General features: G+C 70.4%; 23 protein-coding genes. 16 read left to right on the plus strand and 7 right to left on the minus strand.

Annotation, left to right across the window (positions count from 1 at the left end; all coding sequences use genetic code 11):
* Window positions 1-112 precede the first annotated feature (112 nt).
* The 4 genes from LZ686_RS03880 to LZ686_RS03895 all read right to left on the minus strand — a co-directional run bounded on the left by LZ686_RS03880 (window position 113) and on the right by LZ686_RS03895 (window position 8,490).
* Window positions 113-1,069, minus strand: coding sequence for a sugar-binding transcriptional regulator (locus LZ686_RS03880; RefSeq protein ID WP_046001030.1), 957 nt, complete (start codon window positions 1,067-1,069; stop codon window positions 113-115).
* Complete coding sequence (locus LZ686_RS03885) at window positions 1,066-1,716, minus strand: HAD family hydrolase (protein WP_045982113.1); 651 nt, start codon at window positions 1,714-1,716, stop codon at window positions 1,066-1,068. Before LZ686_RS03885 ends, LZ686_RS03880 begins: the two co-directional genes overlap by 4 nt.
* 63 nt (window positions 1,717-1,779) lie before the next feature.
* Entirely contained in the window at window positions 1,780-6,399 is a 4,620-nt protein-coding gene (locus LZ686_RS03890; RefSeq protein ID WP_349547041.1) for a DUF3320 domain-containing protein, read from the minus strand.
* A 156-nt stretch (window positions 6,400-6,555) separates the two neighbouring features.
* Window positions 6,556-8,490: a TonB-dependent receptor domain-containing protein gene (locus LZ686_RS03895; protein ID WP_349547042.1), complete on the minus strand. Its 1,935-nt coding sequence runs from the start codon at window positions 8,488-8,490 to the stop codon at window positions 6,556-6,558.
* Window positions 8,491-8,690: 200 nt separating this feature from the next.
* Here LZ686_RS03895 and phnC point away from each other — a divergent pair, with 200 nt between their 5' ends.
* The 4 genes from phnC to phnE (LZ686_RS03915) all read left to right on the plus strand — a co-directional run bounded on the left by phnC (window position 8,691) and on the right by phnE (LZ686_RS03915) (window position 12,646).
* Window positions 8,691-9,509 (plus strand): phosphonate ABC transporter ATP-binding protein, encoded by an 819-nt coding sequence (gene phnC, locus LZ686_RS03900; RefSeq protein WP_127898970.1) that lies wholly within the window; start codon window positions 8,691-8,693, stop codon window positions 9,507-9,509.
* A gap of 19 nt (window positions 9,510-9,528) precedes the next feature.
* On the plus strand, window positions 9,529-10,428 hold the full coding sequence (gene phnD, locus LZ686_RS03905; protein ID WP_139598413.1) for a phosphonate ABC transporter substrate-binding protein: 900 nt from the start codon (window positions 9,529-9,531) through the stop codon (window positions 10,426-10,428).
* Window positions 10,429-10,490: 62 nt separating this feature from the next.
* Complete coding sequence (gene phnE / locus LZ686_RS03910; protein ID WP_349547043.1) at window positions 10,491-11,336, plus strand: phosphonate ABC transporter, permease protein PhnE; 846 nt, start codon at window positions 10,491-10,493, stop codon at window positions 11,334-11,336.
* Window positions 11,333-12,646 carry a phosphonate ABC transporter, permease protein PhnE gene (gene phnE / locus LZ686_RS03915; RefSeq protein WP_349547044.1) on the plus strand — a complete coding sequence of 438 codons (1,314 nt, stop codon included), beginning with the start codon at window positions 11,333-11,335 and terminating at the stop codon, window positions 12,644-12,646. The genes phnE (LZ686_RS03910) and phnE (LZ686_RS03915) overlap by 4 nt, the downstream gene beginning before the upstream one ends.
* On the opposite strand, the gene phnF is transcribed toward phnE (LZ686_RS03915), so the two are convergent.
* Window positions 12,643-13,350, minus strand: coding sequence for a phosphonate metabolism transcriptional regulator PhnF (phnF, locus tag LZ686_RS03920; RefSeq protein WP_127898974.1), 708 nt, complete (start codon window positions 13,348-13,350; stop codon window positions 12,643-12,645). The genes phnE (LZ686_RS03915) and phnF overlap by 4 nt on opposite strands.
* 87 nt (window positions 13,351-13,437) lie before the next feature.
* Between phnF and phnG the strand changes: the two genes are divergently transcribed.
* From phnG to phnN, 8 genes are read left to right on the plus strand one after another with little or no spacing between them, the layout of a single operon-like run.
* Window positions 13,438-13,875, plus strand: coding sequence for a phosphonate C-P lyase system protein PhnG (phnG, locus tag LZ686_RS03925; RefSeq protein WP_349547045.1), 438 nt, complete (start codon window positions 13,438-13,440; stop codon window positions 13,873-13,875).
* The gene (gene phnH, locus LZ686_RS03930) at window positions 13,872-14,420 is read left to right on the plus strand and encodes a phosphonate C-P lyase system protein PhnH (RefSeq protein ID WP_349547046.1); all 549 of its coding nucleotides are present in this window, start codon (window positions 13,872-13,874) and stop codon (window positions 14,418-14,420) included. The genes phnG and phnH overlap by 4 nt, the downstream gene beginning before the upstream one ends.
* The gene (locus tag LZ686_RS03935) at window positions 14,420-15,487 is read left to right on the plus strand and encodes a carbon-phosphorus lyase complex subunit (RefSeq protein ID WP_349547047.1); all 1,068 of its coding nucleotides are present in this window, start codon (window positions 14,420-14,422) and stop codon (window positions 15,485-15,487) included. The genes phnH and LZ686_RS03935 overlap by 1 nt, the downstream gene beginning before the upstream one ends.
* Entirely contained in the window at window positions 15,484-16,083 is a 600-nt protein-coding gene (locus tag LZ686_RS03940) for an HAD family hydrolase (RefSeq protein ID WP_339817056.1), read from the plus strand. The genes LZ686_RS03935 and LZ686_RS03940 overlap by 4 nt, the downstream gene beginning before the upstream one ends.
* Complete coding sequence (locus LZ686_RS03945) at window positions 16,080-16,940, plus strand: alpha-D-ribose 1-methylphosphonate 5-phosphate C-P-lyase PhnJ (protein WP_349547048.1); 861 nt, start codon at window positions 16,080-16,082, stop codon at window positions 16,938-16,940. Before LZ686_RS03940 ends, LZ686_RS03945 begins: the two co-directional genes overlap by 4 nt.
* Window positions 16,937-17,695 carry a phosphonate C-P lyase system protein PhnK gene (phnK, locus tag LZ686_RS03950; protein WP_349547049.1) on the plus strand — a complete coding sequence of 253 codons (759 nt, stop codon included), beginning with the start codon at window positions 16,937-16,939 and terminating at the stop codon, window positions 17,693-17,695. Before LZ686_RS03945 ends, phnK begins: the two co-directional genes overlap by 4 nt.
* 2 nt (window positions 17,696-17,697) lie before the next feature.
* Window positions 17,698-18,381, plus strand: coding sequence for a phosphonate C-P lyase system protein PhnL (gene phnL / locus LZ686_RS03955; RefSeq protein ID WP_349547050.1), 684 nt, complete (start codon window positions 17,698-17,700; stop codon window positions 18,379-18,381).
* Window positions 18,378-18,905: a phosphonate metabolism protein/1,5-bisphosphokinase (PRPP-forming) PhnN gene (phnN, locus tag LZ686_RS03960; RefSeq protein ID WP_349547051.1), complete on the plus strand. Its 528-nt coding sequence runs from the start codon at window positions 18,378-18,380 to the stop codon at window positions 18,903-18,905. The genes phnL and phnN overlap by 4 nt, the downstream gene beginning before the upstream one ends.
* On the opposite strand, the gene LZ686_RS03965 is transcribed toward phnN, so the two are convergent.
* Window positions 18,881-19,546 (minus strand): DUF1045 domain-containing protein, encoded by a 666-nt coding sequence (locus LZ686_RS03965; protein ID WP_349547052.1) that lies wholly within the window; start codon window positions 19,544-19,546, stop codon window positions 18,881-18,883. The two genes, phnN and LZ686_RS03965, sit on opposite strands and share 25 nt — an antisense overlap.
* A 95-nt stretch (window positions 19,547-19,641) precedes the next feature.
* Between LZ686_RS03965 and LZ686_RS03970 the strand changes: the two genes are divergently transcribed.
* Window positions 19,642-20,778 (plus strand): alpha-D-ribose 1-methylphosphonate 5-triphosphate diphosphatase, encoded by a 1,137-nt coding sequence (locus tag LZ686_RS03970; RefSeq protein WP_046001046.1) that lies wholly within the window; start codon window positions 19,642-19,644, stop codon window positions 20,776-20,778.
* A gap of 33 nt (window positions 20,779-20,811) precedes the next feature.
* On the opposite strand, the gene LZ686_RS03975 is transcribed toward LZ686_RS03970, so the two are convergent.
* On the minus strand, window positions 20,812-22,317 hold the full coding sequence (locus LZ686_RS03975; RefSeq protein WP_349547053.1) for an ABC transporter substrate-binding protein: 1,506 nt from the start codon (window positions 22,315-22,317) through the stop codon (window positions 20,812-20,814).
* A gap of 221 nt (window positions 22,318-22,538) precedes the next feature.
* Here LZ686_RS03975 and LZ686_RS03980 point away from each other — a divergent pair, with 221 nt between their 5' ends.
* The 3 genes from LZ686_RS03980 to LZ686_RS03990 are packed head-to-tail and all read left to right on the plus strand — an operon-like array spanning window position 22,539 to window position 25,593.
* Window positions 22,539-22,967 (plus strand): MarR family winged helix-turn-helix transcriptional regulator, encoded by a 429-nt coding sequence (locus LZ686_RS03980; RefSeq protein ID WP_045983896.1) that lies wholly within the window; start codon window positions 22,539-22,541, stop codon window positions 22,965-22,967.
* Entirely contained in the window at window positions 22,964-24,571 is a 1,608-nt protein-coding gene (locus tag LZ686_RS03985) for an efflux MFS transporter permease (RefSeq protein WP_349547054.1), read from the plus strand. The genes LZ686_RS03980 and LZ686_RS03985 overlap by 4 nt, the downstream gene beginning before the upstream one ends.
* A complete protein-coding gene (locus LZ686_RS03990) occupies window positions 24,568-25,593 on the plus strand; it encodes an HlyD family secretion protein (RefSeq protein ID WP_127898987.1) in 1,026 nt (341 codons plus the stop codon). Before LZ686_RS03985 ends, LZ686_RS03990 begins: the two co-directional genes overlap by 4 nt.
* Window positions 25,594-25,739 lie beyond the last annotated feature (146 nt).

The following is a 25,739-nucleotide window of genomic DNA, read 5'->3' on the forward strand; positions in this document are numbered from 1 at the left end:
GGGCATTTGCCCTTCCGATGGGCATATACTCGCGCCGTATTGCGAATCTGTCAACGCAGATTCCCCGCCGCAGTGCAGCGAGGGTGTAAAGGCTTGACGACAGTGCAGTTCTTCAGGCCAGCAGGCGTTCCGCCGTCGCCTCCGAGGTGATCAGGCCGTTGATCAGCCCCCCCACCATCGCCGCGCGGATGGCCGGCAGCTTGGCCTGTCCCGAGGCGACGGCGATCACCGGACGGTCGCTCCCGCAGGGCAGCGGCGCCGACGCCACGCGGCGGTTGAAGTCGCAATCGATCACCTGGCCCCGGGCGTCATAGACCCAGCTGGTGATCTCGCCCACGGCACCGGCGCGGGCCAGCTGCGCCATTTCGGCCTCGCTCAGGAAGCCGTCGACATGCAGCGGCGCGGTCATGTCCATCTGTCCGATGCCCACCAGCGACAGGTCGGCGCGGGCGCACAGGTCGATGGTGTTGCGGGCGGCCTGCTGTCCCTGCATCGCCGCCAGTTCCGCCGCGTCGCGCGCCAGCACCGGCAGCGGATAGGGAAAGTGCGGCGCGCCGATGCGCTCTGCCAGCCGGATGGTGGCGTTGTAGGGGGTGGCCGACCCGTCCTCCATCATGTTGCCGAGGCGGGACACGACGACATGCTGGGGACAGGTCATGCGGGGCAGCTGTTCCACCGTGGCGCGCAGGTTGCGCCCGGTGCCCAGGCTGACGATCCGCCGTTCGGGCGATTTCAGCACGCGTTCCAGATGCGCGGCGGCGGCGATGGCGATGCCCGCCAACAGGTCCGGCGCCTCGGGGTCCGAGGGCGCAACCTCGGCGGTCAACAGGCCGAACCGGTCCTGCAGCGCGCGCGCCAGGTCCATGCAGCGTCCGATCGGGTGATCCAGGCGGACCTTGACCAGCCGTTCGGCCAGCGCCATCGCGACCAAACGTTGCGCGGTCTGGCGGCTGACGCCCAGCTTGCGCGCGATCTCGTCCTGGGTGTTTCCGGCGACGTAGTACAGCCAGCCGGCGCGGGCGGCATCGTCCAGGCGGGTCGTTTCGGGGGTGAAGTGGTTCTGGCTCATGCCGGCACCTGGATGCGCGCCAGCAGATCGGGGAACTGCGACCAGCAGTCAAAGCCCTCGTCCGTTGCGGGCTGTCCCGCTAGATGGGCGCCGCCGCGATACTGCAGGACCCGCATCCCCGCCGCGCGGGCCGCCTGCAGGCCGGGCTGGCTGTCCTCGATCACCAGGGCATGGGCGGGATCGACGCCCATCCGTTCTGCCGCGAACAGGAACAGGTCGGGCGCGGGCTTGCCGCGCGCCACCTGGCTGGCCGTGAAGACGTCCGCGCCGAACCGCTGCGCAAGGTCCAGCACCGCCAGCGTCCGCGCCACCCGCGGCGGGCTGGACGAGGTCGCGACGCAGACCGGCAGCCGGATCTGCGCCAGCGCATCGGCAAAGCCCGGCGTCGTGCGCAGATCGGTGTCGAACCGCGCCAGCAGGCGGGCCCGATAGGTGGCCTCGAAATCGGCGGGCAGGGTCAGGGCAAAGCGGTCGCGGATCGACGCCGCGACCGTGGGAAAGCTGCGCCCCAGGAAATCGCGGCGCACGTCGTCGGGCGTCACGACGATGTCCAGACGCGCCAGCTGGTCGATCAGCACCTGCGCGGACAGCACCTCGCTGTCGGCGATGACGCCGTCGCAGTCGAAGATGATCAGGTCCACGCGCATCGGTCCGGCTCCCTTGCCTTGTGCGGCAGCCATAATCGCATTCCGCCCGGCGGGGAATAGGCCTCAGGCCGCGGCCATGCCCAGCAGCACCCCCGATATCGCCTCCGACAGGTCCGGCCCCACGCGCTGAAAGCCCAGAAGGCGCGCCACGGCGCGGGTCAGCTGGTCGGGCGTCATGCCGCCGTTCTCGGTCCGGATCATCCGCGCGGCGGCGGCGATCTCTTGCGGGGGCAGGCAGGCGGCCTTCAGCAGGCTGCCCGTCTCGGCGCTGCGGTCGCGGACGGGCGGGCTGTCGGCCTGCGCCCGGGTCATCAGGAAATCGCCCTGCCGCATCAGGTCGGCATCGCGGCGCAGGGCCAGTGCGGTGGCCCGGGCCACGGCCTCTCCGATCCGGCTGCCGGTGCGCGCCTTGCCGAAGGCCGCGGCGATGCGCCGCGACACCTCGTCGGCATGGACCGGTCCCTCCGTGCGGATAACGGCCGCGGCCAGGTCGGCCAGGACGGCGTCGGGCTGGTCATGGGGCTCTCCCTCGGGCGGGGCCTGCAGGTCTGCGCGGCGATAGGGCGGCGCCGACAGCGACGGCTGCGCCAGCTCCAGGACCGGTTCGGGGTCGTCTTGGACGACGGGCCCTGCCCCATGGTTCGCGCCGAGCGGGCGGATGCCGTCCTGCGCCGCATCGCGGGCCTGCGACAGTGCGTCGCGCAGCCGCGCGATCTCCGCCTCGCGACGGTGGAACCAGTCGGTGCTCCAGATGCGGTGGAACCGCCAGCCCAGAGTCTCCAGGATGTCCTGGCGCAGACGGTCGCGTTCGCGCGCCCACAGCGCACCGTGATAGGCGGCGCCGTCGCATTCGACCGCCGCCAGGTACTGGCCCGGACGGTCGGGATGGCGCACGCCCAGATCGATGCGGAACCCGGCACTACCGACCTGCGGATCGGCCAGATAGCCCAGATCGCGGATAACGCGCGCGACATCCTCCTCGAACGGGCTGTCGGGGGCCAGACCGGTGGGGCGGCGTTCCTCGATGATGCCCGACTGCGCAAAATCCAGGAACCGCTTCAGGACGCGCGGCCCCTCGCGGGTGGTCCGCGACGGGTCGATCTGGCCCGGGTCAAAGGACGCGAACACCTCGCACCGGATCCGCGCGCGCGAAAACAGCACGTTCAGCCGCCGTTCGCCCCCCTCGCCGTTCACCGGTCCGAACTGCATCCGCGTCAGCGGCCCGTCGGGTTCGGACGGGCCGTAGCCGACCGAGATCAGGATCACGTCGCGTTCGTCGCCCTGCACGTTCTCGATGTTCTTGACGAACACGTCCTCGGCCCCGCCCTCGCGCAGCAGCGCGTCCAGCGCCGGGTCGCGGCGGCGGGCGGCATCCGCCACCTCGGTCAGCATGTCGGCCTGCGCCTTGGAGAAGGCGACCACGCCCAGGGACAGGCCCGGCCAGTTGCGGGCGTGATCGGCCATGGCGGCGACGACGGCCTCGGCCTCGATCCGGTTCGTCCCCGCGCGCCCCCGCCCGCTGCCGCGCGCGGCATAGGCGCCGGACACGCGACGGAACTTCAGCCCGTAATCGGGGTCCAGCTGCAGGGGCGACGGCGGCAGGACCAGCCGGTCGTCATAGAATTCCGCGTTCGACACCCGGATCAGCGACGGGTCGCGCGACCGGTAATGCCATTCCAGCATCCGCGACCGCAGCCCGCGCGCCTCGCACAGCGACAGGATGCTCTCCATGTCAGCCACGTTCGCGCCCTGGGGGCCGTCCTCGGGTTCGTCCTGGTCTTCGGCATCGTCGACCAGCCGGTCGAAGAACGATGTCGGCGGCAGCTGCTTCTGGTCGCCCACCACCACGATCTGGCGCGCACGCGCGATGACGCCCAAGGCATCCTCGGGGCGGATCTGCGACGCCTCGTCGATGACCAGCAGATCAAAGCTGACCGCATCGGGCGGCAGGAACTGGGCGACCGAGATCGGGCTCATCAGCATCACCGGCTTGATGCGCTGGACCATCGCGCCCGCGTTGCGCATCAGCCAGCGCACCGGCTTGTGCGCGCGGCGGCGGGCGATCTCTCCGCGGATCAGGCCCATCTCTCCCTGTGTGCCGCGGGGCAGCTGGTCGAAATGTCGCGACAGGATCAGCGTCTTGGTGGCCTCGATCCGCTCGGCCTCCAGCTGGCGGAACAGGCCGACCAGGTCGTGGCGATCCAGCATCGGCAGATCGTTCAGCGCGGGACGCGCCTGGCGGGCGGCGTTCCAGCGCGCCTCGGCGCAGGCATAGGCGAACTCGGTCGCGGCGTCCTGCGGGGCCAGATGCCCGGCGCGCACAGCCTCGACCACCGCGGCCGCGCCGTGGCGGCCGGCCACCTGCGCGTCGCGCGCCAGATCGGCCCATTCGGCATAGCGGGCGGGCGCGTCGGCCATGCCCGACAGCGCCGCCTGCCAATCCGCGATCGGCGCATCGCCCGCAAGGCCCGCGGCCTCCGCGTCCAGGTCCAGCCTGTCGCGAACCCGCGCCAGCGCCGCCCGCGCATCCTGCACGGCGGCCGCAAGCGCATCGCCCTGTGCCGCGGGGTCGGGAATGTCGGTCAGCGCCTGCACCACCGCCGCCCCATCCGGCAGGCAGCCGTCCAACTCTCCCAGCCAGCCCGCCACCGCCGCCAGCCGCGCAAAGGGCGTCCGCTCGCCCCGCCAGTCGGTCCCCAGGGTCGCCGTCAGATAGGCCTCGTCCTCGGCCAGGACACGGCGCAGGCGGCGCAGCGCCACCAGCTCATCCGCCAGCGCCAGCCGGTCGGCGGCCGCAGACGGCATCAAGCCTACCAGCAGCGTCTGCAGCTGTGCCGACGCCCCGCGATAGGGGCCGAACAGCCGGCCCAGGAATGACCCTACCCCGCGCGCCAGCCCGGCCCGCAGGGGCGCGGGGTCAAGATCCGGCGCGGCGGGGGTGAAACGGGTCAACACCTGTTCCTGGGCCGCCGCCCATTCGGCGCCCGCCTGCAGCGCCTGCACCAGGCGGAGATCGCGGGCGGCCGCGAACAGGGTCGCGGCGTGATCCGCCGCCCCCTGGGGGGCGCGCGCCAGCAGACGCAGCATCCGCACCCGCGCCTCGGCCCGGTCCAGCGTCGGCTGGCCCTGTGCCGCGACCGCCTGCAGCGCCGCCAGCGCGGCGCGCAGGTCGTCGACAAGCCGCGCCAGATCGGTCGGCTGCAGGTCCAGCGCCCGCGCGCCGCGGAACGGATGGGCCTGGGGCGAACCGGCCCGGTCGCGCGCCGCCACGAACCGGGCAATGGCCTGCGCCGCTTGTTCACGTGCGGTGGCGTCCAGCGCCTCCAGGCCGTCCAGCGGGATGGCCGGCGGGCGGGCGCCCTGCCCGATGAACCCGATGATCCGCGACAGCGCCGCATAGGGCGCCTCGTCCCAGGGCGGCAACGGGTCGTGCAGCAGGCCCGTGACCGCGTTCAGCATGTCGCGCGTCTGGCGCAGGCGCGCGGGGTCCGCCGTGGCGGGCAACGGATGCGCCCCGGCCATCAGGGTCCGGCCCAGCTCCTGCGCCAGGGCCTTCTTGTTGGCGCTGCGCGAATGCAGCTCAAGGCAGATGTCGCGCAGGCCCGCGCGGGCAAGGCGGTCGTGGACGACCGACAGGGCGGCCATCTTCTCGGCCACGAACAGCACCGTCTTGCCGTCATGGGCGGCGGCGGCGATGATGTTCGTGATGGTCTGCGACTTGCCCGTGCCCGGCGGGCCCTGCACGACCAGGCTGGCGCCCGCGCGGACCTCCTCGATGACCTTGGTCTGGGATGCGTCGGCGTCGATCACCTGGATGATGCGCGCCGGGTCCAGACGGTCGTCCAGACGGTCGCGATCGCCGAACAGCGGCGCGTCGCCCGCGAACCCCTGCGCCAGCAGCCCGTCCAGCAGCGGGTTGCCGTTGAACTCCCCCTCAGGCCAGTTGGCGGGGTCCAGGTCGCGGTGCATCAGCAGCTTCGCGAAGGAAAAGAACCCCAGCTGCATCCCGTCGCGGTCCACCTGCCAGTCCTGCTGCCCGGACACGGCGTCTTGGACCAAGCTCAGATAGTCGCCGGGCGTCCAGTTGTCGTCCTCCTCGATCTCGGGCAGCTGGATGCCGAAATCCTGGCGCAGACGCTCCTGCAACGGCAGGTTGGCGGTCAGGTCGTCCTCGCGCGCCATCAGGTCGAAGGTCGAGCTGCGGTCGTTGCGCACCAGCTGCACCGGCAGCAGGATCAGCGGCGCCTCGCGCAGGACCTGCGATCCGGGCGCCTCGCGCCAGCGCAGGAACCCCATCGCCAGGTACAGCACGTTCAGGCCCTGCTCCTCCTCCGCGGTGCGGGCGTCGTGGGACAGGCGCAGCAGGCGGCGGGCCAGCGCCTCGGGGCCAAGGGGGGTCTCCAGCTGGCTGTCGGACTGGGTCTGTGCACCGGGCGCGGCCAACAGCAGCACGCCCTCGGGCGTGGCCGTGTCGCTGCCCATGGCGCGAAAGCGCATGCGTTTGCCCTGGATGCGCAGCAGGCGCCAGACCTCGTCGCTGCGTTCGTGGATGATGTTCAGGCAGCTGGCGCGCTGATTGTCGCGGTTCACATGGATCAGGCGGTTGCGCGTCCCCGTCTCCAGCAGCTTGCGGCGGGCGGCATCCAGGGTGCGGGTCAGGGCGGCGGGCTGGGATTGGGTCATCGGTCCAGGTCTTCTCGTTGCGCGTCCGACCCTAGGGGGGCGGAAGGGGAACATAACCGCAACCTGAACGAAAGACGAGGGATTCCAGACGGAAAACGCCACTTCCTCGGGATATTTCGAGGGGTGCGGCCCGGTTTCCCGGACCGCGGGGGGCCATCAGAACCGCAGATCGGCCGTCAGCGCGATGCTGCGTCCGGGTTCCAGCTGCTGCACGACGGTGCTGAAATCCGCCCCATAGGTCGCCCGGTCGGCATAGGCGCGGTCGAACAGGTTGTTGACCTCGGCGCGCAGGGTCACGTTGCGGAACGCGGCCGGTTCGTATTCGGCAAAGACGTCCACGACGGTATAGCCGGGCCAGTCGCCGTCGACATCCACGCCCTGCCCGTCCTCCTCGATCGCGTGCTGGATGACGCCGCCCAGGGTCAGCCCGGCCATGACGGCATGGCGCGCCTCCAGCGACAGCATGCCGCCCGGCACGGTGCCCAGTTCGCGCAGGTCAAAGCTGGAGGCCGGCTGGCCGTCCAGCTCGACCTTTGTGTCGCTGTAGCGCAGCGCGGCAAAGCCGCCCTGCCAGTCGCGGCGGGCGGACAGACGGAACCCCCGGCTTTCCAGATCGCGCGACACCAGCCCCTTGCGGACCCCGTCGATGCGGGTCTGGAACAGCTCGGCCCCCAGGGTCGTCGCACCCGGCTGCCATTCGACGCCCATCACCACGTTGCGCGCCCGCGTGGGCTCCAGCGCGTCATAGGCCTCGGGCGCGACATAGGGCGCGTCCAGCTCATAGACCGAGGCCAGCTGCGTGCCGCCGAACACCGTCGACCAGCCCGCGTTCAGACGCAGCGTATCGGTGGCGTGCCAGGTGGCCGCGGCGTTCGCGCTGGTCCCGTCGGTGTCCAGGCGCTGCCCCCCAGCACCGGTGAACCGGCTGAAGTCATGGCGCAGCCCCGCGCTGTAGTCGATGTCCCCCGCCGTGCCCCGCCCCTGCAGGAACAGTCCGGTCGTGGTTCGGTCCTCGCGGAACGCGGCGGCCGTGCCGCGGAACACCCCGTCATAGGTCGCGCGCGTGCGATAGTTGTCCAGGCCCGCGGTCAGTTCGACCCCGTGCACGGTCATGCGGTTCTGGAGGACGACGCTGACGGTATCCGCATCGCCATTGTTGAAATCGGGAACGGGGGCGTCGGGCGTGGGCAGGTCGACGGTGTCCAGCTGGTTGCGGCTGCGTGCGATGCGGATCTCGGGGTCCAGCAGGCCGTCCGCGACCGTGCGGCGCAGGGTCAACGTCTGGGTCGACTGTTCCAGCGCATAGCGGCGCGTCTCGGGGACCGGGCGGCCCCCGATCGTGCCGGTGAAGTTCGCGCGATAGGGGCGCAGCGCGTCGTCCCGGAACCGGATGGCACCCAGCTCCGCCCGCCAGTCGCCGAACTCGGCCCCCAGCTTCAGCGCCTCGCTGTTCAGGTCGGCCCCCGTGCGGGCCACGGTGCGGCCGTTCCCGTCCTGATAGGCGTCGCCCGTCGCCCGCTTGGCATAGATCAGCGCGTCGACCGGCCCCTGGCGCCCGTACAGCGTCACCGCCCCCGTCGCCGTGCCGCCGTTGTCGCCATAGCCGTTGGTGACACGCCCGCCGCGGTCGCGCCCGTCCTCCAGCATGTCGATGGCCGATTTCGTCTCATACGCGATGCTGCCGCCCAGCGCGGCAAAGCCCGCATCCGCCGGCGCCACGCCCGGATCGACGCGCGCGGCCTTCAACAGGCCCGGATCGATCATGTTGGTGCCGGTATGGTGGAACATGCGGTTGTTCTGCGCGGCCCCGTCGACGCTGACCGACAGCTGCTGTTCGTCGATGCCGTTGACAAAGACGCGTTCCGCGATGGCGATGCCGCTGCTGACGGTCACGCTGGGTTCGGCGCGGAACACGTCCTCGATGGTGCCGGTGCGGGCATCCTCGATCTGTTCCGCGCTGGGGGCGATGCGGGCCGGGGCCTCGCCTTCGGCCGTCAGGGTGATCTCGTCCAGCAGGATCGGCTGGGACAGGGCGGGCAAGGGGGCAAGCGCGGTGCCCAGCATCAGGGCGGCCAAGGGGTGTCGCGTCATCGGGTTCTCCATCCATCGGGTCAATGGCTGGCGATGGCGCGGGGCCGGGCTGGCAACGCCACCCTCATAGGGGCAAAGCCGCCGCCTGTTAAGCCCGGATCGCGCGCGGGCACGCCACCCCTGTCACCCGATCGTCACCGCACCGTCGGATGGCTGTCACGCCCCGCCGCTAGACGGCCCCCATGACATCGAGAGGCCCCATGCTGGACATTCGCGACGCCACCCGCATCTTCGGCCGCAAGGCGGCGGTCGACCACGTTTCCTTCCGTATCGACGGCCCGGCCTTCGTCGGCATCATCGGCCGGTCCGGCGCGGGAAAATCGACGCTGCTGCGCATGATGAACGGGCTGACCCCCGCCACCAGCGGCCGGATCCTGGTCGAAGGGCGCGACGTCGCCGCCCTGACCGGCGCCGCCGCCCGCCAGTGGCAAAGCCAATGCGCGATGATCTTTCAGCAGTTCAACCTGGTGCCGCGCATGGACGTGGTGTCGAACGTGCTGCACGGCATCCTGAACCGGCGCGGCACGCTGCAGACGGTGCTGAACCTGTGGCCGCGCGCCGACATCCTCCGCGCGCTGGAGATCCTGGACCGCCTCGGCATCGCCGAACAGGCGCCCAAGCGCGCCGAGGCCCTGTCCGGCGGCCAGCAGCAGCGCGTGGCGATCGCCCGCGCGCTGATGCAGGACCCCCGCATCATTCTGGCGGACGAACCCATCGCCAGCCTGGACCCGATGAACGCGCAGATCGTGATGGACACCCTGCGCCGCATCAACGTCGAGGATGGCCGCATGGTCATCGCCAACCTGCACACGCTGGACACCGCGCGGCGCTATTGCGACCGGGTGATCGGCATGCGCGACGGGCGCGTGGTGTTCGACGGGCTGCCGTCGCAGCTGACCACGGGCGTGGCCCGCGACATCTATGGCGCCGACGCGGATTTCAACGAAAGCGCGACCTCGACCGCCATGCCCACCGATACCAGCGCGGATGTCGAATACGCCGCCCGCATGCTGGCCTGATCCCGAACCGGAGAGCACCATGACCCGACTGCTGAGCCTGCTGGCCGCCACCGCCGCCCTGACCACCCCCCTGCACGCGCAGGAGATCACCGAATTCCGCATCGGCCTTTTGGGCGGAGAGAACGCCCAGGACCGCATGGCGTCGAACGAATGCCTGCGCGACTATGCCGAACAGGCCCTGGGCGTCCCCGTCCGCCTGTTCACCCCCGCCGATTACAACGGCGTCATCCAGGGGCTGCTGGGCGGGTCGCTGGACATGGCGTGGCTGGGCGCGTCGGCTTATGCCGCCGTGTACGTCGCCGACCCCGAGGCGGTCGAGCCGGTGCTGGTCAAGACCAACCTGGACGGCAGCTATACCTATCATTCGATCGGCTTCGCGCGCGCCGACAGCGGCATCACCTCGCTGGACGACATGGAGGGCAAGAGCTTTGCCTTTGCCGACCCGAACTCGACCTCGGGGTTCCTGATCCCGAACGTGGAACTGCCCGAGGCGGGCTATTCGATGACCGAGGGCGAGTATTTCAGCCGCATCGCGTTTTCGGGCGGTCATGAACAGTCGATCATCGGCGTCGTCAACGGCGATTTCGATGCGGGCGTGACCTGGGCCGACGGCCAGGGCGCGTGGGAGGACGGCTACAACTCCGGCGCGCTGCGCAAGGCGGCCGATGCGGGCATCGTCGACATGAACGACATCGTCGAGATCTGGAAATCCTCGCCCATTCCAGAAGGCCCGGTGGTCGTCCGAAAGGATCTGCCCCAGGACGTGCGCCAGACGATGATCGACCTGGTCGCAGGCCTGCACGCATCAGACCCCGAATGCGCCTATGGCGTCGCCGCCGGAGAGACCGCGGGCTTCAGCCCCGTCACCCACGCGGAATACGAGACGATTATCGCCATCCGCCGCGCCGAGATGAACTGATCGCCACCCTTTCCGGGCCGGGCCCCGCACAGGGCCCGGCCTTCGCATATCCAGGAGGCAGCATGGCACTGGCCGAAATCCAGCACGACTATCTGGCGCTGACGCGGCGGCGACGCCTCTATGGCGGGTTGCTGGTCGTCATCTTCGTGGCGATGATGGTGTCGGGATTCCGCGTGGCCGACGCCCGCAATGCCGGCGGGTTCTGGCAGGGGCTGCACCAGGTGGGCGATTTCCCCGCAGCCCTTGTGTCCGAGGCGGTGCAGAAATCGGCCAACCTGCCCGGCCACATGATCCGCGCCCTGCCCGCCCTGGTCGAGACGCTGAACATCGCGCTGGTCGCCACGCTTCTGGGTTGCATCGCGGGCACCGCCCTGTCGCTGGCGGCCACGCGTGGCCTGGCCCGGTGGCCGCGCCTGGTGCCGGTGGCGCGGCGGGTGTCGGACGTCTGCCGCGCCATCCCGGAAATCGTCATCGCGCTGGTGCTGATCTTCATCCTGGGCGGCGGCCCGGTCCCCGCCGTCATCGCCATCGCGATCCACACCGCGGGCGCGATGGGCAAGCTGTTCTCCGAAGTGAACGAGAACGTCGACCTGAAACCGGTCGAGGGTCTGGCATCCGTCGGCGCCACCTGGTCGCAGCGCATCTGGCTGGGCGTGTTCCCGCAGGTGGCGCCGAACTATCTGTCCTATGGCCTGCTGCGGCTGGAGGTGAACATCCGCGCATCGGCCATCCTGGGCTTCGTCGGCGCGGGCGGCATCGGATACGAGCTGCGCAACGCGATGACCTTCGGTCAGGGCAAGTTCGATCAGGCGGCGGCGATCTTCCTGCTGCTGTTCATGACCATCGTGGTGGTGGACCAGATCTCGGGCCTGGCCCGCAACCGCCTGACGCATGGGGCCCCCACATGACCACGATGACGCTGCAGGACCGCACCATCCGTATCATGGACCGCAGGCGGCGCATGGCGCTGGCGGTGCCGGCGCTGATCCTGGCCTATCTGGTCTATGCCGCGATCAGCTTCGATCTGGCGGGGCTGGCGCAGCGGGCGCGGCTGGACAACGCGGCCGTGCTGATGGCCGACACGGTCACCCACAAGATCCACGTGACCCGCGACAACCGCCGCGACGCCCTGTCCGTCAGCGTCGAGGGCAGCGCCCGCGCCACCTTTGCCCCCGACCGTCTGCCGGACTGGGTCGCGGCGCAGGGGTCGCGGACGGTGATCGACCTGGGCGCGGGCCATGTCGTCACCTATGACGGGCCGCGCACCACCTATGACATTCCCGCTTACGGCCCCGTCACGCTGACCGTGGGCGACGGCGTGACGCTGGACACGCCCGACGGGCAGGTCCCCGCGTTCATCAACGCCAGCCCCGCCCGCGTAACCATCAGCACCGATCAGGGCCGCGTCACCGCCACCCGCGCCCGCACGGAAACCCTGCGCTATTTCTGGGGGTGGGAGATGTTCTTCTTCGACCTGTCCAGCCCGCTGGCAGGCCTGTCCGCGGGACAGGTCGCGGCGGCGGTCCTGTGGGGCGACCGGATCGACCCGGCGCGGTCCAACCTGTCGCTTGCCCTGTCGGAATTCTGGACGAACGACATCTGGCAGCACGGAGCCGTGGCCTGGGCCCTGTTCGAGACGATCCTGATGGCGTTCCTGGGCACCTTCGGCGCGGCCTTCGTGGCGCTGCCGCTGGCCTTCCTTGCGGCGCAGAACTTTGCCCCGTCGCGCATGCTGCGCTTTGCGGTGCGGCGCGTGTTCGATTTCGTGCGCGGCGTTGACGCGCTAATTTTCACGATCATCCTGTCGCGGGCCTTTGGTCCCGGTCCGCTGACCGGGGCGCTGGCGATCCTGCTGACCGATACCGGCAGCTTCGGCAAGCTGTTCTCCGAGGCGCTGGAGAACGTGGACGCCAAGCCGATCGAGGGCATCCGCTCGACCGGCGCGGGCGCGCTGCAGCGCTACCGCTTCGGCGTCATCCCCCAGGTGATGCCGGTCCTGCTGTCGCAGATGCTGTACTTTCTGGAAAGCAACACCCGCAGCGCGACGATCATCGGCGCGATCACCGGGGGCGGCATCGGACTGATGCTGACGCAGGCGATCCAGACCACGCAGGATTGGGAAAAGGTCGCCTATTACATCTTGCTGATCGTGGTGCTGGTCATCGCGATGGACGGCCTGTCGGGCTGGCTGCGGCGCCGCCTGATCCGCGGGTCCTAGTCCGCCAGCACCAGCGAGACCCGGTCGCCCGCGAACCACGTCCGCCCGTATTCCACGGGCCGGCCTCGGTCATCCAGGTTCACCGCCACCGAGCGGAGCACCGGCGCGCCCTGCGGGATCTGCAGGGCCACCGCCTGCGTGGCATTGGCCAGCTTGGCCGTGATGCGGGTGCTGGCCCGCGTATAGTCAGCCACCCCGCAGGCGGCCAGCGCCGCGGTGATCGACTGATGGTCGCGGGCCTGGTCGCAGAACCCCGCCAGCCATCCCGGCAGCACCGACCGGAACAGCGCCAGCGGCTGGCCGTCGGCCAGCGACAGCCCCTCGACCACGTGGACCGGATCGCCGGGGGACAGGTCCAGCATCTGCGCCTCGACCGCGTCGCAGGGGCGGGTTTCCAGCCGGGTGAAGCGGTGCGACCCCGTGCGCCCCGCCGCCGCCAGGTTCTGCGAAAACCGCACCCGGCGGCCCAGGGCATAGTCGGTCGGTCGCGCGGTCACGAAGACCCCCGCCCCGCGCCGCGCATGGACCAGCCCCGCGTCGGCCAGCTGCGCCAGCGCGTGGCGCACCGTGTGGCGGTTGACCCCGAAACGGGTGGCCAGCGCCGCCTCGGACGGCAGGCGGTCGCCGGGGGGATAGTGGCCCGAGGTGATCTCGGCCCGCAGGGTGTCGGCGATGGCCTGCCACAGGGGGGTCTTGTCCGTCATCAAAAATTCACACGGTTCCGGTTGAGAAGATGGCGCGGGCGCGGTATCACATGTCTAGTTGTATAGATAACGGGACACCCCGGCAAGATGTCAGCTTCCCCCCTTCCCCATCGCCGCGACTGGCTGTCGATCCTGGCCCGCAGCGCCCCCGACCGGCTGGCGCAGCTGCTGCCCGACCTGCCCGATCACGCCCTGCTGCGCGCGCCCGAAACCGGCACCGTGATGGTCCAGGGCCGCATCGGCGCCACCGGCGCGCCCTTCAACGTCGGAGAGATGACCGTGACCCGCTGCGCCCTGCGCCTGCCCTGCGGCACGCGGGGCCACGGCCATGTGCAGGGGCGGTCGCACGCCCATGCGCGGCGGGCCGCGGCGATGGACGCGCTGATGCAGACCGACCCCGACGCCCACGCCCCCCTGATCGCCGCGCTGCGCGACGACGCGCAGGCCGCCCGCGACACCCGCGCCGCCAAGGCCGCCGCCACCCGGGTCGAGTTCTTCACCCTGCAACGCGGAGAGGACGCATGACCGGCCACGGATTTACCGATCCCGCCCGCCAATCGGCCCAGGGGTTCCGCGTGCTGATGGAGGCCATGGCCCAGCCCGGCACGATCCACCGCCTGGATCAGGCCCATGCCCCCGGGGTCGGCCCTGCCGCCGCGACGGTGCTGCTGTTGCTGGCTGATCCGACGACGCCGGTGCATCTGGCGGGCGCGCTGCCCGACCTGGCCCCGTGGTTGCGGTTTCACGCGGGCTGCCCGCTGGCGGATGCACCGTCGGCCGCGTTGGCGGTGGGGCGCTGGCCCGACCTGCTGCCGCTGGACCGCTTTGCGGTGGGCCTGCCCGATTATCCCGACCGTTCGGCCACGCTGATCGTCGAGCTGGACCGGCTGGACGCGGACGGTCCCGTCCTGCGCGGGCCGGGCATCCGCGACCGCGCGACGCTGTCCCTGCCCGCGACCGCGCCGTTCCGCGCCAACCGCGCCCTGTTCCCGATGGGGCTGGACTTCATCCTGACCTGCGGCGACCGGCTGGCCTGCCTGCCGCGCAGCACCCGCGTGGAGGCCGCCTGATGTATGTCGCCGTCAAGGGTGGCGAACGCGCCATCGAGAACGCCCATGCCTGGCTGGCCGAGGAGCGACGCGGCGACCCCGACCTGCCGCTGATGTCGGTCGACCAGATCAAGGCGCAGATGGCCCTGGCCGTGAACCGCGTCATGGCCGAGGGCTCGCTCTACGACCCCGACCTGGCCGCGCTGGCGATCCGCCAGGCACGGGGCGACCTGATCGAGGCGGTGTTCCTGATCCGCGCCTATCGCACCACGCTGCCGCGGTTCGGTGCCTCCGTGCCCGTGGACACGGGCGCGATGGCGGTGGACCGGCGCGTCTCGGCCACGTTCAAGGATGTGCCGGGCGGTCAGGTGCTGGGACCGACCTTCGATTACACGCACCGCCTGCTGGACTTTGCAGATCAGGCGGCGGCGGACCCCGCGCCGCTGGCCGCGCCCGACGCCGGCGCCATGCCCCACGTCATGGCGATCCTGGACCGCGACGGGCTGATCGAACCCAGCCCGCGCGACGACACCCCCGCCCCCGACCTGACCCGCGAGCCGCTGGAACTGCCCGCGAACCGCTCGCTGCGCCTGCAGGCGCTGGCCCGCGCGGACGAGGGGTTCGTGCTGGGCCTGGCCTATTCCACCCAGCGTGGCTACGGGCGCACCCATGCCTTTGTCGGCGAACTGCGCATCGGCCGCGTCCCCGTGCAGATGCACATCCCCGAGCTGGACCTGACCATCGACATCGGAGAGATCGCGCTGACCGAATGCGAGACCGTGAACCAGTTCAAGGGCTCGCGCACCGAACCCGCGCAGTTCACGCGCGGATACGGGCTTGTCATGGGACAGTCGGAACGCAAGGCCATCGCCGTCAGCCTGGTCGACCGCGCCCTGCGCTGGCAGGAACTGGGCGAGGATTTCACCGGCGCCCCCGCTCAGGACCAGGAATTTGTGCTGTCGCATTGCGACAACATCCAGGCGACGGGGTTCCTGGAGCACATCAAGCTGCCCCATTACGTCGATTTCCAGGCCGAACTGGAGCTGGTGCGCCGGCTGCGGGACGACAACGCAAAGGATGCGCAATGATCAAGGCGATCGTCTTCGACATCGGCAACGTGCTGGTCCGGTGGGACCCGGTGGCCGCCTTCCTGCCCCTGCTGGGCGACCGTGCGTCGGTCTTGGCCTTCCTGGATCGCGTGGATTTCGCCACCCTGAACCAGCGCGCGGACGGGGGCGCGTGCTTCGACGATCTGGCCGAGGCGATCGCCGATCCCCGCGACCGTGCGGCCTTTCTGGCCTATCGGGCTGGACACGCGGCCTCGATCCGCGAGCCGATCGAGGGGACATGGGCGCTTCTGGACCGCCTGCGGGCGCGGGGCCACGCGGTCCACGCGATCACCAACTGGTCCGCGCAGACATGGCCCATCGGCCTTGCCACCCACCCGCGGCTGGCCACAGCCTTTGGCGTCACCATCGTGTCGGGGATCGAGGGCGTGCTGAAGCCCGACCCGCGCATCTTTGCCACGCTGTGCGACCGGGCGGGCGTGGCGCCCGACCAGTGCCTGTTCATCGACGACAGCCCCCGCAACGTCGCCGGCGCGCGCGACGCAGGCATGGCCGCGCATCATTTCACCGATCCCGCCACGCTGGAGGACGATCTGATCCGACGGGGGCTGCTATGAGCGAATACAACTTTGCCTATCTGGACGAACAGACCAAGCGGATGATCCGCCGCGCCATCCTCAAGGCGCTGGCGATCCCCGGATACCAGGTGCCCTTTGCCAGCCGCGAGATGCCCATGCCCTATGGCTGGGGCACCGGAGGGGTGCAGCTGACCGCCGCCTGCCTGACCCCCGACGACCGCCTGAAGGTCATCGACCAGGGCGCCGACGACACCACCAACGCGGTCAGCATCCGCACGTTCTTTCAGCGCACGTCGGGGGTCGCCGTCACCACCGCCACCGCCGACGCGACGCTGATCCAGACCCGCCACCGCATCCCCGAGACGCCCCTGACCCAGGGCCAGATCCTGGTCTATCAGGTGCCCATCCCCGAACCGCTGCGCTTTCTGGAGCCGCGCGAGACCGAGACCCGCAAGATGCACGAGCTGGAGGAATACGGCCTGATGCACGTCAAGCTGTACGAGGACATCGCCCGGCACGGCCGCATCGCGACCTCCTATGCCTATCCGGTCAAGGTCGAGGGGCGCTATGTCATGGACCCGTCGCCGATCCCGAAATTCGACAACCCGAAACTGTCGGACAGTCCGGCGATCCAGCTGTTCGGGGCGGGGCGCGAACAGCGCATCTATGCCCTGCCCCCGCATACCCATGTCGTCAGCCTGGATTTCGACGACCACCCGTTCAGCCCCTCGAAGGCCAATCACGCCTGCGACCTGTGCGGCGCTGACGCCAGCTATCTGGACGAGGTGGTGACCGATGACGCGGGCGGGCGGATGTTCGTCTGTTCCGACACCGATTTCTGCACCGCGCGGGTCGCCGCCGAGCACAGGGGCCGCCTGGCCGCGGAGGCCGCATGAGCGCCCCCATCCTGTCCGTCCGGAACCTGGAACGCCGCTATGGCGCGCGGATCGGCTGCACCGGCGTCGGCTTTGATCTGTGGCCCGGAGAGGTCCTGGGCATTGTCGGGGAAAGCGGGTCGGGCAAATCGACGCTGCTGTCCTGTCTGGCCGGGCATCAGCGCCCCGATGCGGGCACCGTCACCTATGACGGGCGCGACGTTCTGGCGATGGCCGAAACCGAACGCCGCCGGCTGGCGCGCACCGAATGGGCCTATGTCCACCAGCATGCCCGCGATGGGCTGCGCATGGGCGTCAGCGCCGGGGCCAATGTCGGCGAACGGCTGATGGCCGTGGGCCAGCGCCATTACGGCGACATCCGCGCCGCCGCCATCGACTGGCTGGACCGGGTCGAGATCGCCCAGGACCGCGTCGACGATCGCCCGCAGGCCTTTTCCGGTGGGATGCAGCAGCGGCTGCAGATCGCGCGCAACCTGGTGACCGGGCCGCGGCTGGTGTTCATGGACGAACCCACGGGCGGGCTGGATGTCAGCGTCCAGGCGCGGCTGCTGGACCTGCTGCGCGGGCTGGTGCGCGACATGGGCCTGTCGGTCGTGATCGTCACGCATGACCTGGCGGTGGTGCGCCTGCTGGCCGACCGCCTGATGGTGATGAAATCGGGCCGCGTGGTCGAACAGGGCCTGACCGACCAGGTGCTGGACGATCCGCAGTACGGCTATACCCAGCTTCTTGTCTCCTCCGTCCTGCAGGTGTGACGATGATCCAGGTCGAAAACCTTTCCAAGTCCTTCACCCTGCACAATCAGGGCGGCACGGTCATCCCGGTCATGGCCGGGGCCGCGCTGCACGTGGATCCCGGCGAATGCGTGGGGCTGGTGGGCCAGTCCGGGGCGGGCAAATCCACGCTGATGCGGATGATCCACGGCAACTATCTGCCGAACGGCGGCAGCATCCGCATCGCCGGCACGGAACTGGTAGGCGCCGCGCCCCGCACCGTGACCGCACTGCGGCGGGGCACCTTGGGCCATGTCAGCCAGTTTCTGCGCGTGCTGCCGCGGGTGCCTGCGGTGGACGTGGTGGCCGAACCGCTGCGCGCGCTTGGGGTGCCCGCCGCGACAGCGCGTGCGCAGGCCGAAGGCCTGCTGTGGCGGCTGAACATTCCGCGCCGGCTGTGGGGCCTGTCGCCCACCACGTTTTCCGGCGGCGAACAGCAGCGCATCAACATCGCCCGCGGCTTCGTCCATCCCTATCCCGTGCTGCTGCTGGACGAACCCACGGCCAGCCTGGACGCCGCGAACCGGCAGGTCGTCCTGTCCCTGATCGCCGAGGCCAAGGCCCGCGGCGCCGCGATCCTGGGCATCTTTCACGACGCCGAGGCGCGCGACGCGGCCTGCGACCGGTTGGTGGACGTGACCGGATTCACGCCGGGACGCGCGGCATGATCGCGGCGGTCGTCGGACCATCCGGCGCGGGCAAGGACACACTGATCGCCGCGGCTTGCGCCGCGCGGCCCGATCTGCGCCTGGCGCGGCGGGTGATCACCCGCCCCTCCGACGCCGGAGGAGAGGATTTCGACGGCGTCACCCCGGCACGCTTCGCGGCCCTGCGCGACGGCGGGCATTTCGCGCTGGACTGGCGGGCGCATGGCCTGTGCTACGGCATCCCCCACGATCAGCTGACGGGGCCGTCGGTGATCTTCAACGGCAGCCGCGCGGCCCTGCCGCAGGCGCAGGCCCGGCTGCCCGACCTGCGGGTGATCCTGATCACCGCCCCGGCGGAGGTGCTGGCGCGCCGCCTGGCCGACCGCGGCCGCGAGGGGTCGGCCGACATCGCTGCCCGCCTGCGCCGCGCCGCCTTCGCCATGCCGCCGGGCATCGCCCACCTGACCGTGTGCAACGATGCCTGCCTTGCGCAGGGGACCGCGCGCCTTCTGGCCGCGCTTCAGCCCGACAGGGGCGCGCGATGACGCAGGTGGAACCGGCCCTGCGCATCCTGGGCCACCAGGCACAGGTCGGCGATCACGAAAGGCCGCGGCAGGACAGGGCCCAGCCAGGCCTGAGCCGCGGCCTGCACCGCGGGTCGTTCCGCGGCGGACAGCCGGTCGGTCAGGGTCAGGTGAAACCGGAACTCCTCCATCACGAAGGGATAGCCCCACCGGTCCAGCAGGGCGCGCTGGCGCGGGGTCAAGCTGTCGGGGCGCCGCCGCGCGACCTCTTCGGCCGTCAGTGGCGCGCGCAGCGGATCGGTGGCGCGCACCACCGCATCGGCCAGCGCGATCAGGTCGGGCTGGCCCCCGGTGGGCATCAGCGCCAGGAACCCGCCCAGATCGCGCAGCGCCAACGTCCCGCAGGTCACCGCCGGACGGTTGCTGGCCAGCGCGTCGACGGCCGCGATCAGGTCCGCTTCGGGGACGACGGGACGGAAGGGCGCGCGGATGGTGCCGTGGAACCCGTATCGGCGCGGCTGGCCCACCGGGCGCGCCGGCAGGGACGGATCATCGACCGCATGGCCGCCCGCCAGGTCCCAGCCCAGCCACGCCGCCGCACGGTCCGCGAAGATGCCGGGTTGCGGCGCGTAGTAGACGGCATATCGTGTGAAATCCTGCATGCGCGGCACCCTAAGCCCGTTGTGTCACACGGCTGTGACAGCCGTCTGCCAGATGACGCCCTTCGACATGATCCTTCAAGACGGAACCCGACCGCATGACCGACATCATCCTTGCCAACGCCCGCCTGGTCCTGCCGACCGAGGTGATCCACGGCCACCTGGTCCTGCGCGACGGGCTGATCGCCGAGATCGGCCAGGGCCGCGCCCTCCCCGCGGGCGCGCTGGATTGTCAGGGCGACCTGCTGATGCCGGGCCTGATCGAATTGCACACCGACAACCTGGAACGCCATATCGAGCCGCGCCCCGGCGTCGACTGGCCCCATGCCCATGCGATCATCGCCCATGACGCCGAACTGGCCAGCGTGGGCATCACCACCGTCTTCGACGCGCTGCGCGTGGGGTCGGTCGTGACGTCGAACAATGCAGGCTACGGCGAATATGCCCGCGCCCTGGCCGACGAGATCCTGGGCCTGCGTGCCCAGGGGGCGCTGCGGATTAGCCATTTCCTGCACCTGCGCGCCGAGATCTGTTCCCAGACCCTGCCCGAGGAGATGGCCAAGTTCGGCCCCCGGGACCGCATCGGCATCGTCAGCCTGATGGACCACACCCCCGGCGAACGCCAGTTCCGCGACATCGGCAAGCTGCGCGACTATGTCTGCGGCAAGAAGGGCCTGTCGGATGCCCAGTTCCTGGACCATGTCGCCGACCAGCAGGCCCTGCGCGCCCGCGTGGGCGAGCTGCACGAGGCGACCGCCGTGGCCGAGGCGCGCCGCTATGGCGCGGTGCTGGCCAGCCACGACGACACCACCGCGCCCCAGGTCGCGGTCAGCGCGGCGCATGGCTGTCATTTTGCGGAATTCCCCACCACGGCGGATGCCGCGCAGGCCTGCCGCGACCACGACATCCGCGTGATGATGGGCGCGCCCAACCTGATCCGCGGCGGATCGCACAGCGGCAATGTCGCGGCCAGCGACCTGGCGCGGGCCGACCTGCTGGACATCCTGTCGTCGGATTACGTGCCGTCGTCGCTGCTGTCGGGGGCGATGATGCTGGGCGATCTGTGGGGCGATCTGGCGCGCGGCATCGCAACCGTGACGCAGGCGCCCGCCCAGGCCGTGGGCCTGCACGATCGCGGCAGGCTGGCACCGGGCGCGCGGGCCGACGTCATCCGCGTGGCGCAGATCGGCGGCGCCGCGGCCGTGCGGGGCCTGTGGACACGGACCGCCGCCTGAGCCGCGCGCCCCGCCGGGGGCGCGCGGCCGCGATCAGCCCGACACGCCGCGCAGCCGGATGATGCCGTTGGCATAGGGCTCGAACCCCTCGATCCCCTGGCGCATCGTGTAGAAGTACTTGATGTGGTACAGATAGATCAGCGGCAGATCCTGTTTCAGGATGTCGCGCGTCTGGTCGTACAGCGCCTTGCGGACCGCGGTGTCGGGTTCAGACCGGGCCTGTGCCAGCAGGGCATCGATCTCCGCATTGCGGTAATGCTGGTCGTTGTTGGCCCCGTCCGACCCGACAAAGGGGTGGATGTTGGCATCCGGGTCGATCCGGCCCGACCAGCCCTGCAGCGACATGTCGAAATTGCCGGCGACGTTCTCGGACAGCAGCGTCGCGAACTCCGTCGCGCGCAGAGAGATGTCGAACCCCGTCTCGGCCGCCATGGCCTGGATCACCTGGCCGACCTGCTGGGCGATGGGGTTGTTTCCGATCTGCATCTCGACGCGGATGGGGGTCTGGACACCCGCCTCGGCCAGCAGGGCGCGGGCGGCATCGGGATCGCGCGCGGGGATCGGATCGCGGTCGTCGTAATAAGGGGTGCCCGGCGCGGCCCATTGATTGCCGACCACGTATTCCCCCTCGAACACGACCTGGTTCAGCGCCTGGCGGTCGATGGACAGCGACAGCGCCTGGCGGACGCGGGCATCGGCGCCAAGCGGTGCCTCTGCGCGGGGTCCGTTGCCGACGTTGATGGTGATGCCCTGATACCCGATGTTGGGCACCTCGAACAGCTGCAGGCGGTCGTCGGCCCGCACGCCCGGCACGTCGGCGGGGGCGGTGCGTTCGATGATGTCCAGATCGCCCGACCGCACGTTGGCCAGCCGCACCGTCGTGTCCGGGATCGGCAGATAGATCACCCGGTCATAATGGAACTGGTCGGCGTCCCAGTGATCGGCAAAGCGTTCCAGCACGATCCGGTCGCCCTCGACCCGGTCGACAAAGGCATAGGGGCCCGAACAGACCGGGGCCCGGCCAAAGGCGGCGCCCGCCGCATCGGCGGCATCGGGCGAATACATCCGCCCCGCGTGATGCGCCAGCTGCGCCAGCAGCGTCACGTCGGGCGCGGTCAGCGTGATGGTCAGTTCATGATCGCCCGTCGCCTCGACCCGGTCGATCGATCCCAGCTCCGCCTTGCGGCGGCTTTCCTGCATCGTCATGTTCCGCTCCAGCACGCGGCGGGCGGATTGCGCGTCAAAAGGCGTGCCGTCGTGATGCGTCACCCCCTCGCGCAGCGTCAGGGTCAGCGTCCTGCCGTCATCGGACCAGGCCCAGTCGGTGGCCAGTTCGGGGATGATCTCCATGTCAGCATTGGTGTTCAGCAACCGGTCGCACAGCGATTCATAGACCAGCGAGGACACGAAGGTCCGCGACTGTGCGGGATCCAGCGAATCCGGGTCCTCGTTCAGGCCGATGCGCAGATCGGCCGCGGCGGCCATGCCGCCGATGGCGGCGGTGCCCAGGGCCGTTGCCAGAAAGGTGGTCAGCTTCATCGATGTCTCCCGATCGGTTCCGGCGCTTGGCGACGCCCTGTGCGGCCAGCCCAAGAAGGGACCGGATCATTAGTGTATACTAAGGTTCACGATCCACGGCTGGCAACCGTGATGCGTCTGCGCCTCGAATTTGCACATCCTGCAAATTTCTTTCGGTCAGGGCATTGATGCCGACCGACGATATCCTTAGCTAGCTAACGAACCAGCCGAAAGGACGAGTCATGCCCCGCGAAAGCCCGATCCTTGACACCCTGCTGCGGGTCATGCGGACCCTGCGGCGCAGCTATGACCGCAGGGCGCGAGACGTGGGCCTGACCCTGTCACGGGCGCGCGCGCTGACGACGCTGGCGCATCACGACGGCATCACCCAGACCGAACTGGCCGCCGAACTGGCGATCGAGGCGCCGACCCTGAAACGCCAGATCGATGCCCTGGTCGCCGGCGGTTTCGTCGAACGGCGTCCTCTGGACGGCGACGGCCGCAAGAACGGTCTGGTCGTGACCGAACGCGGTCGCGACAGCGCCATCGTCGAATTCACGCACCGCCTGCGCGGCGAAGTGCTAGAGGGAATCGATCCCCAGGACCTGGACCGCGCGGCCCAGGTGCTGGACCGGATCGCCCGCAACATCGAACGGATGGACCGGACATGAGCGCCCCTGCCGCACCCCCGCCGCCGCATCCGCCGCTGCCCGGATTGCAGGCCGTGGCCTATATGCTGGCCGCCACCGTGATCGGCCTGTCGCAGGGCCTGCAGCAGGGCTTCGTGTCCACCAGCCTGCCCCAGCTTGCGGGCGATCTGGGCATCACCACGACCAGCGCGGCCTGGCTGCTGGCGGTCTACATGATCCCGCGCGCGGCGCTGCCGGTGCTGCTGATCAAGATCCGCACCCAGTACGGGCTGCGGCGGTTCGCGGAGCTGGGGATCATCCTCTATGCGCTGGTGGCGCTGGCGTCGCTGTGGGCGGTCGATTTCCGCTCGGCGCTGGTGCTGCAGTTTCTGGCGGGTGCCGCCGCGGCGCCCCTGTCGACGCTGGCCTTCCTCTACATGCTGGAACCCCTGTCCCCGCAGGCCAAGATGACCTTGGGCCTGCCCTTGGCGATGACGGTGCTGATGACCGGACCGACGCTGGCCCGGGTCGTGGGGCCGTACCTGATCGGCGACGGCGGCATGACGGCGGTCCACGTGACGGGCCTGGGCATGGCGCTGGTGTCGCTGATGCTGGTCTTTTGCCTGCCCCTGCGCCCCATCCCCCGCCAGAAGGTGATCGAGCCGCTGGACTTTGCCAGCTTCGTGCTGATCGGCGCAGGCTTCGGCGGGCTGATCGTGGCCTTTGTCATGGGGCCGATCTACAACTGGACGGATGTCGCGTGGATCGGCTGGCTGCTGGCCGGCGCGGCGCTGTCGCTGACCCTGGCGGTGGTCGTAGAGCTGAACCGCACCGCCCCCCTGCTGGACATCCGCTGGCTGGCCAGCCCGGCCATCCTGCACCTGACCGGCACGCTGTTCCTGTTCCGGCTGATCCTGTCGGAACAGTCGGCGGGCGCGCCGCGCATGTTCCAGGTGCTGGGTGTCGCGCCCCAGCAGATGACCGTCCTGTTTGCCGTGATCGCCCTGGCAAGCCTGATGGGCGCGCTGGCCTGCATCGCCTGGATGCGGCCCACCCGCGTGCCCCAGTTCCACCTGGCCGCCCTGCTGCTGATCGCCGCCGGCGCCTGGCTGGACAGCGGCGCCGGGGTGCTGACCCGGCCCGCGCAGATGGTGGTCAGCCAGGCGCTGATCGGCTTTGCCGCGATGCTGTTCATGCCGCCCGCGATGATGGCGGGCCTGCTGTCGGCCCTGGCCAAGGGGCCGCAATACATCCTGTCCTTCGTCATCGTCTTCATCTCGACCCAAAGCCTGGGCGGCGTGCTGGGGTCGGGCCTGTTCAACACCTTCACCACCCGTCGCGAGGCGCTGCACCTGCAGGACCTGTCCGTCCAGCTGACCGCCACCGATCCGGCCGCGGTCGCGACTCTGGCGGGCCGGGCCGCGATGCTGGCCGCCCAGATCCCCGATGCCGCCGCGCGCCGCGCGCAGGCGGCGACTGATCTGGGCCAGCAGGTCGCGGCCCAGGCCTGGGTCAGCGCCTATGCCGATGCCTATGCGCTGACCGCGCTGGCCGCCCTGCTGGCAGCGGCCGTGCTGCTGCTTCACCTTTTGCGCGACGTGATGGCCCGCCGGGCCGCCGTCCAGAACACCGGAACCACGCCATGAAGAAAGAGAACCTTGTCCCGACCGCCATTGCCCTGATCCTGGGCCTGGCGGGCACGCTGCTGCTGCTGTTCGCATGGGGCCTGCCGCCCTTCTCGACCGCCGCCCCCCAGACCGAGAACGCCTATCTGCGCGCCGAGGTCACGATGATCGCCCCGCAGCTGTCGGGCTATGTCACCGCGGTCGAGGTCGAGGACTATCAGACCGTCGCGAAGGGCGACGTGATCGCCCGCATCGACGACCGCATCCCCCGCCAGAAGCTGGCCCAGGCCGAGGCCCTGCTGCAAGGCGCCCAGGCCGCGCTGAAGGTCGCCGAACAGGACGTCGTGTCGGCCGAGGCCGTGGCCCGCGCCGAACAGGCGGGCGTCGAGGCCGCCGACGGCGCGCTGGAGAATGCCCGGTCGCAGGCCGACCGCGCGGGGCAGCTGCTGGACCGGGGCGTGACGTCGCAGTCGTCGTCCGACCAGGTCCGCCTGGCTCTGCAGCAGGCCCAGGCCGCCCGCATCCAGGCCGGCGCCCGCCTGGACGTCCAGACCGAGGCGATCCGTTCGGCCAATGTCGCGCTGGACGCCCGCCGCGCCGACATCGCCAGCGCCGAGGCCGCCGTCCAGCTGGCCCGGATCGAGGTCGACAACACCGTCATCCATGCCCCCGCCGACGGCAGCCTGGGCCAGATCGCCGTCCATGTCGGCCAGTACGTGACCCCCGGCACCGCGCTGGTCCCCCATGTCGGCACCGACTTGTGGGTCATCGCCAACTTTCGTGAAACCGCGATGCGTGGCCTGGCGCCGGGTTCGTCGGTCAGCTTTACCGTGGACGCGCTGCAGGACCGCCGGTTCACCGGTCAGGTCGAATCGCTGTCGCCCGCGACCGCATCGGAATTCAGCCTGATGGCGGGCACCGCAAGCGCCGGCAACTTCACCAAGATCGCCCAGCGCCTGCCGGTGCGCATCACCATCGATCCCGACCAGGACCGCGCCGCCCTGCGCCCCGGCATGTCTGTCGTGGTCCGCGCCGGGTCCTGACCCGCCGACGGCCCGGCACAGACCGGGCCGCACAGGGGGGCAGCCGGCCCGGGGGCGCGACAAGGACGCAGTCGGCGCGCACGCGCAGCCGGGCCGGGACGCAACCGGAGTGCCTCCAGGCCGGGATGATGCAGCGGCGCGGACCA

Origin of the sequence: Paracoccus sp. NFXS7 (assembly GCF_040148865.1) — a bacterium.
Lineage (GTDB): Bacteria > Pseudomonadota > Alphaproteobacteria > Rhodobacterales > Rhodobacteraceae > Paracoccus > Paracoccus marcusii.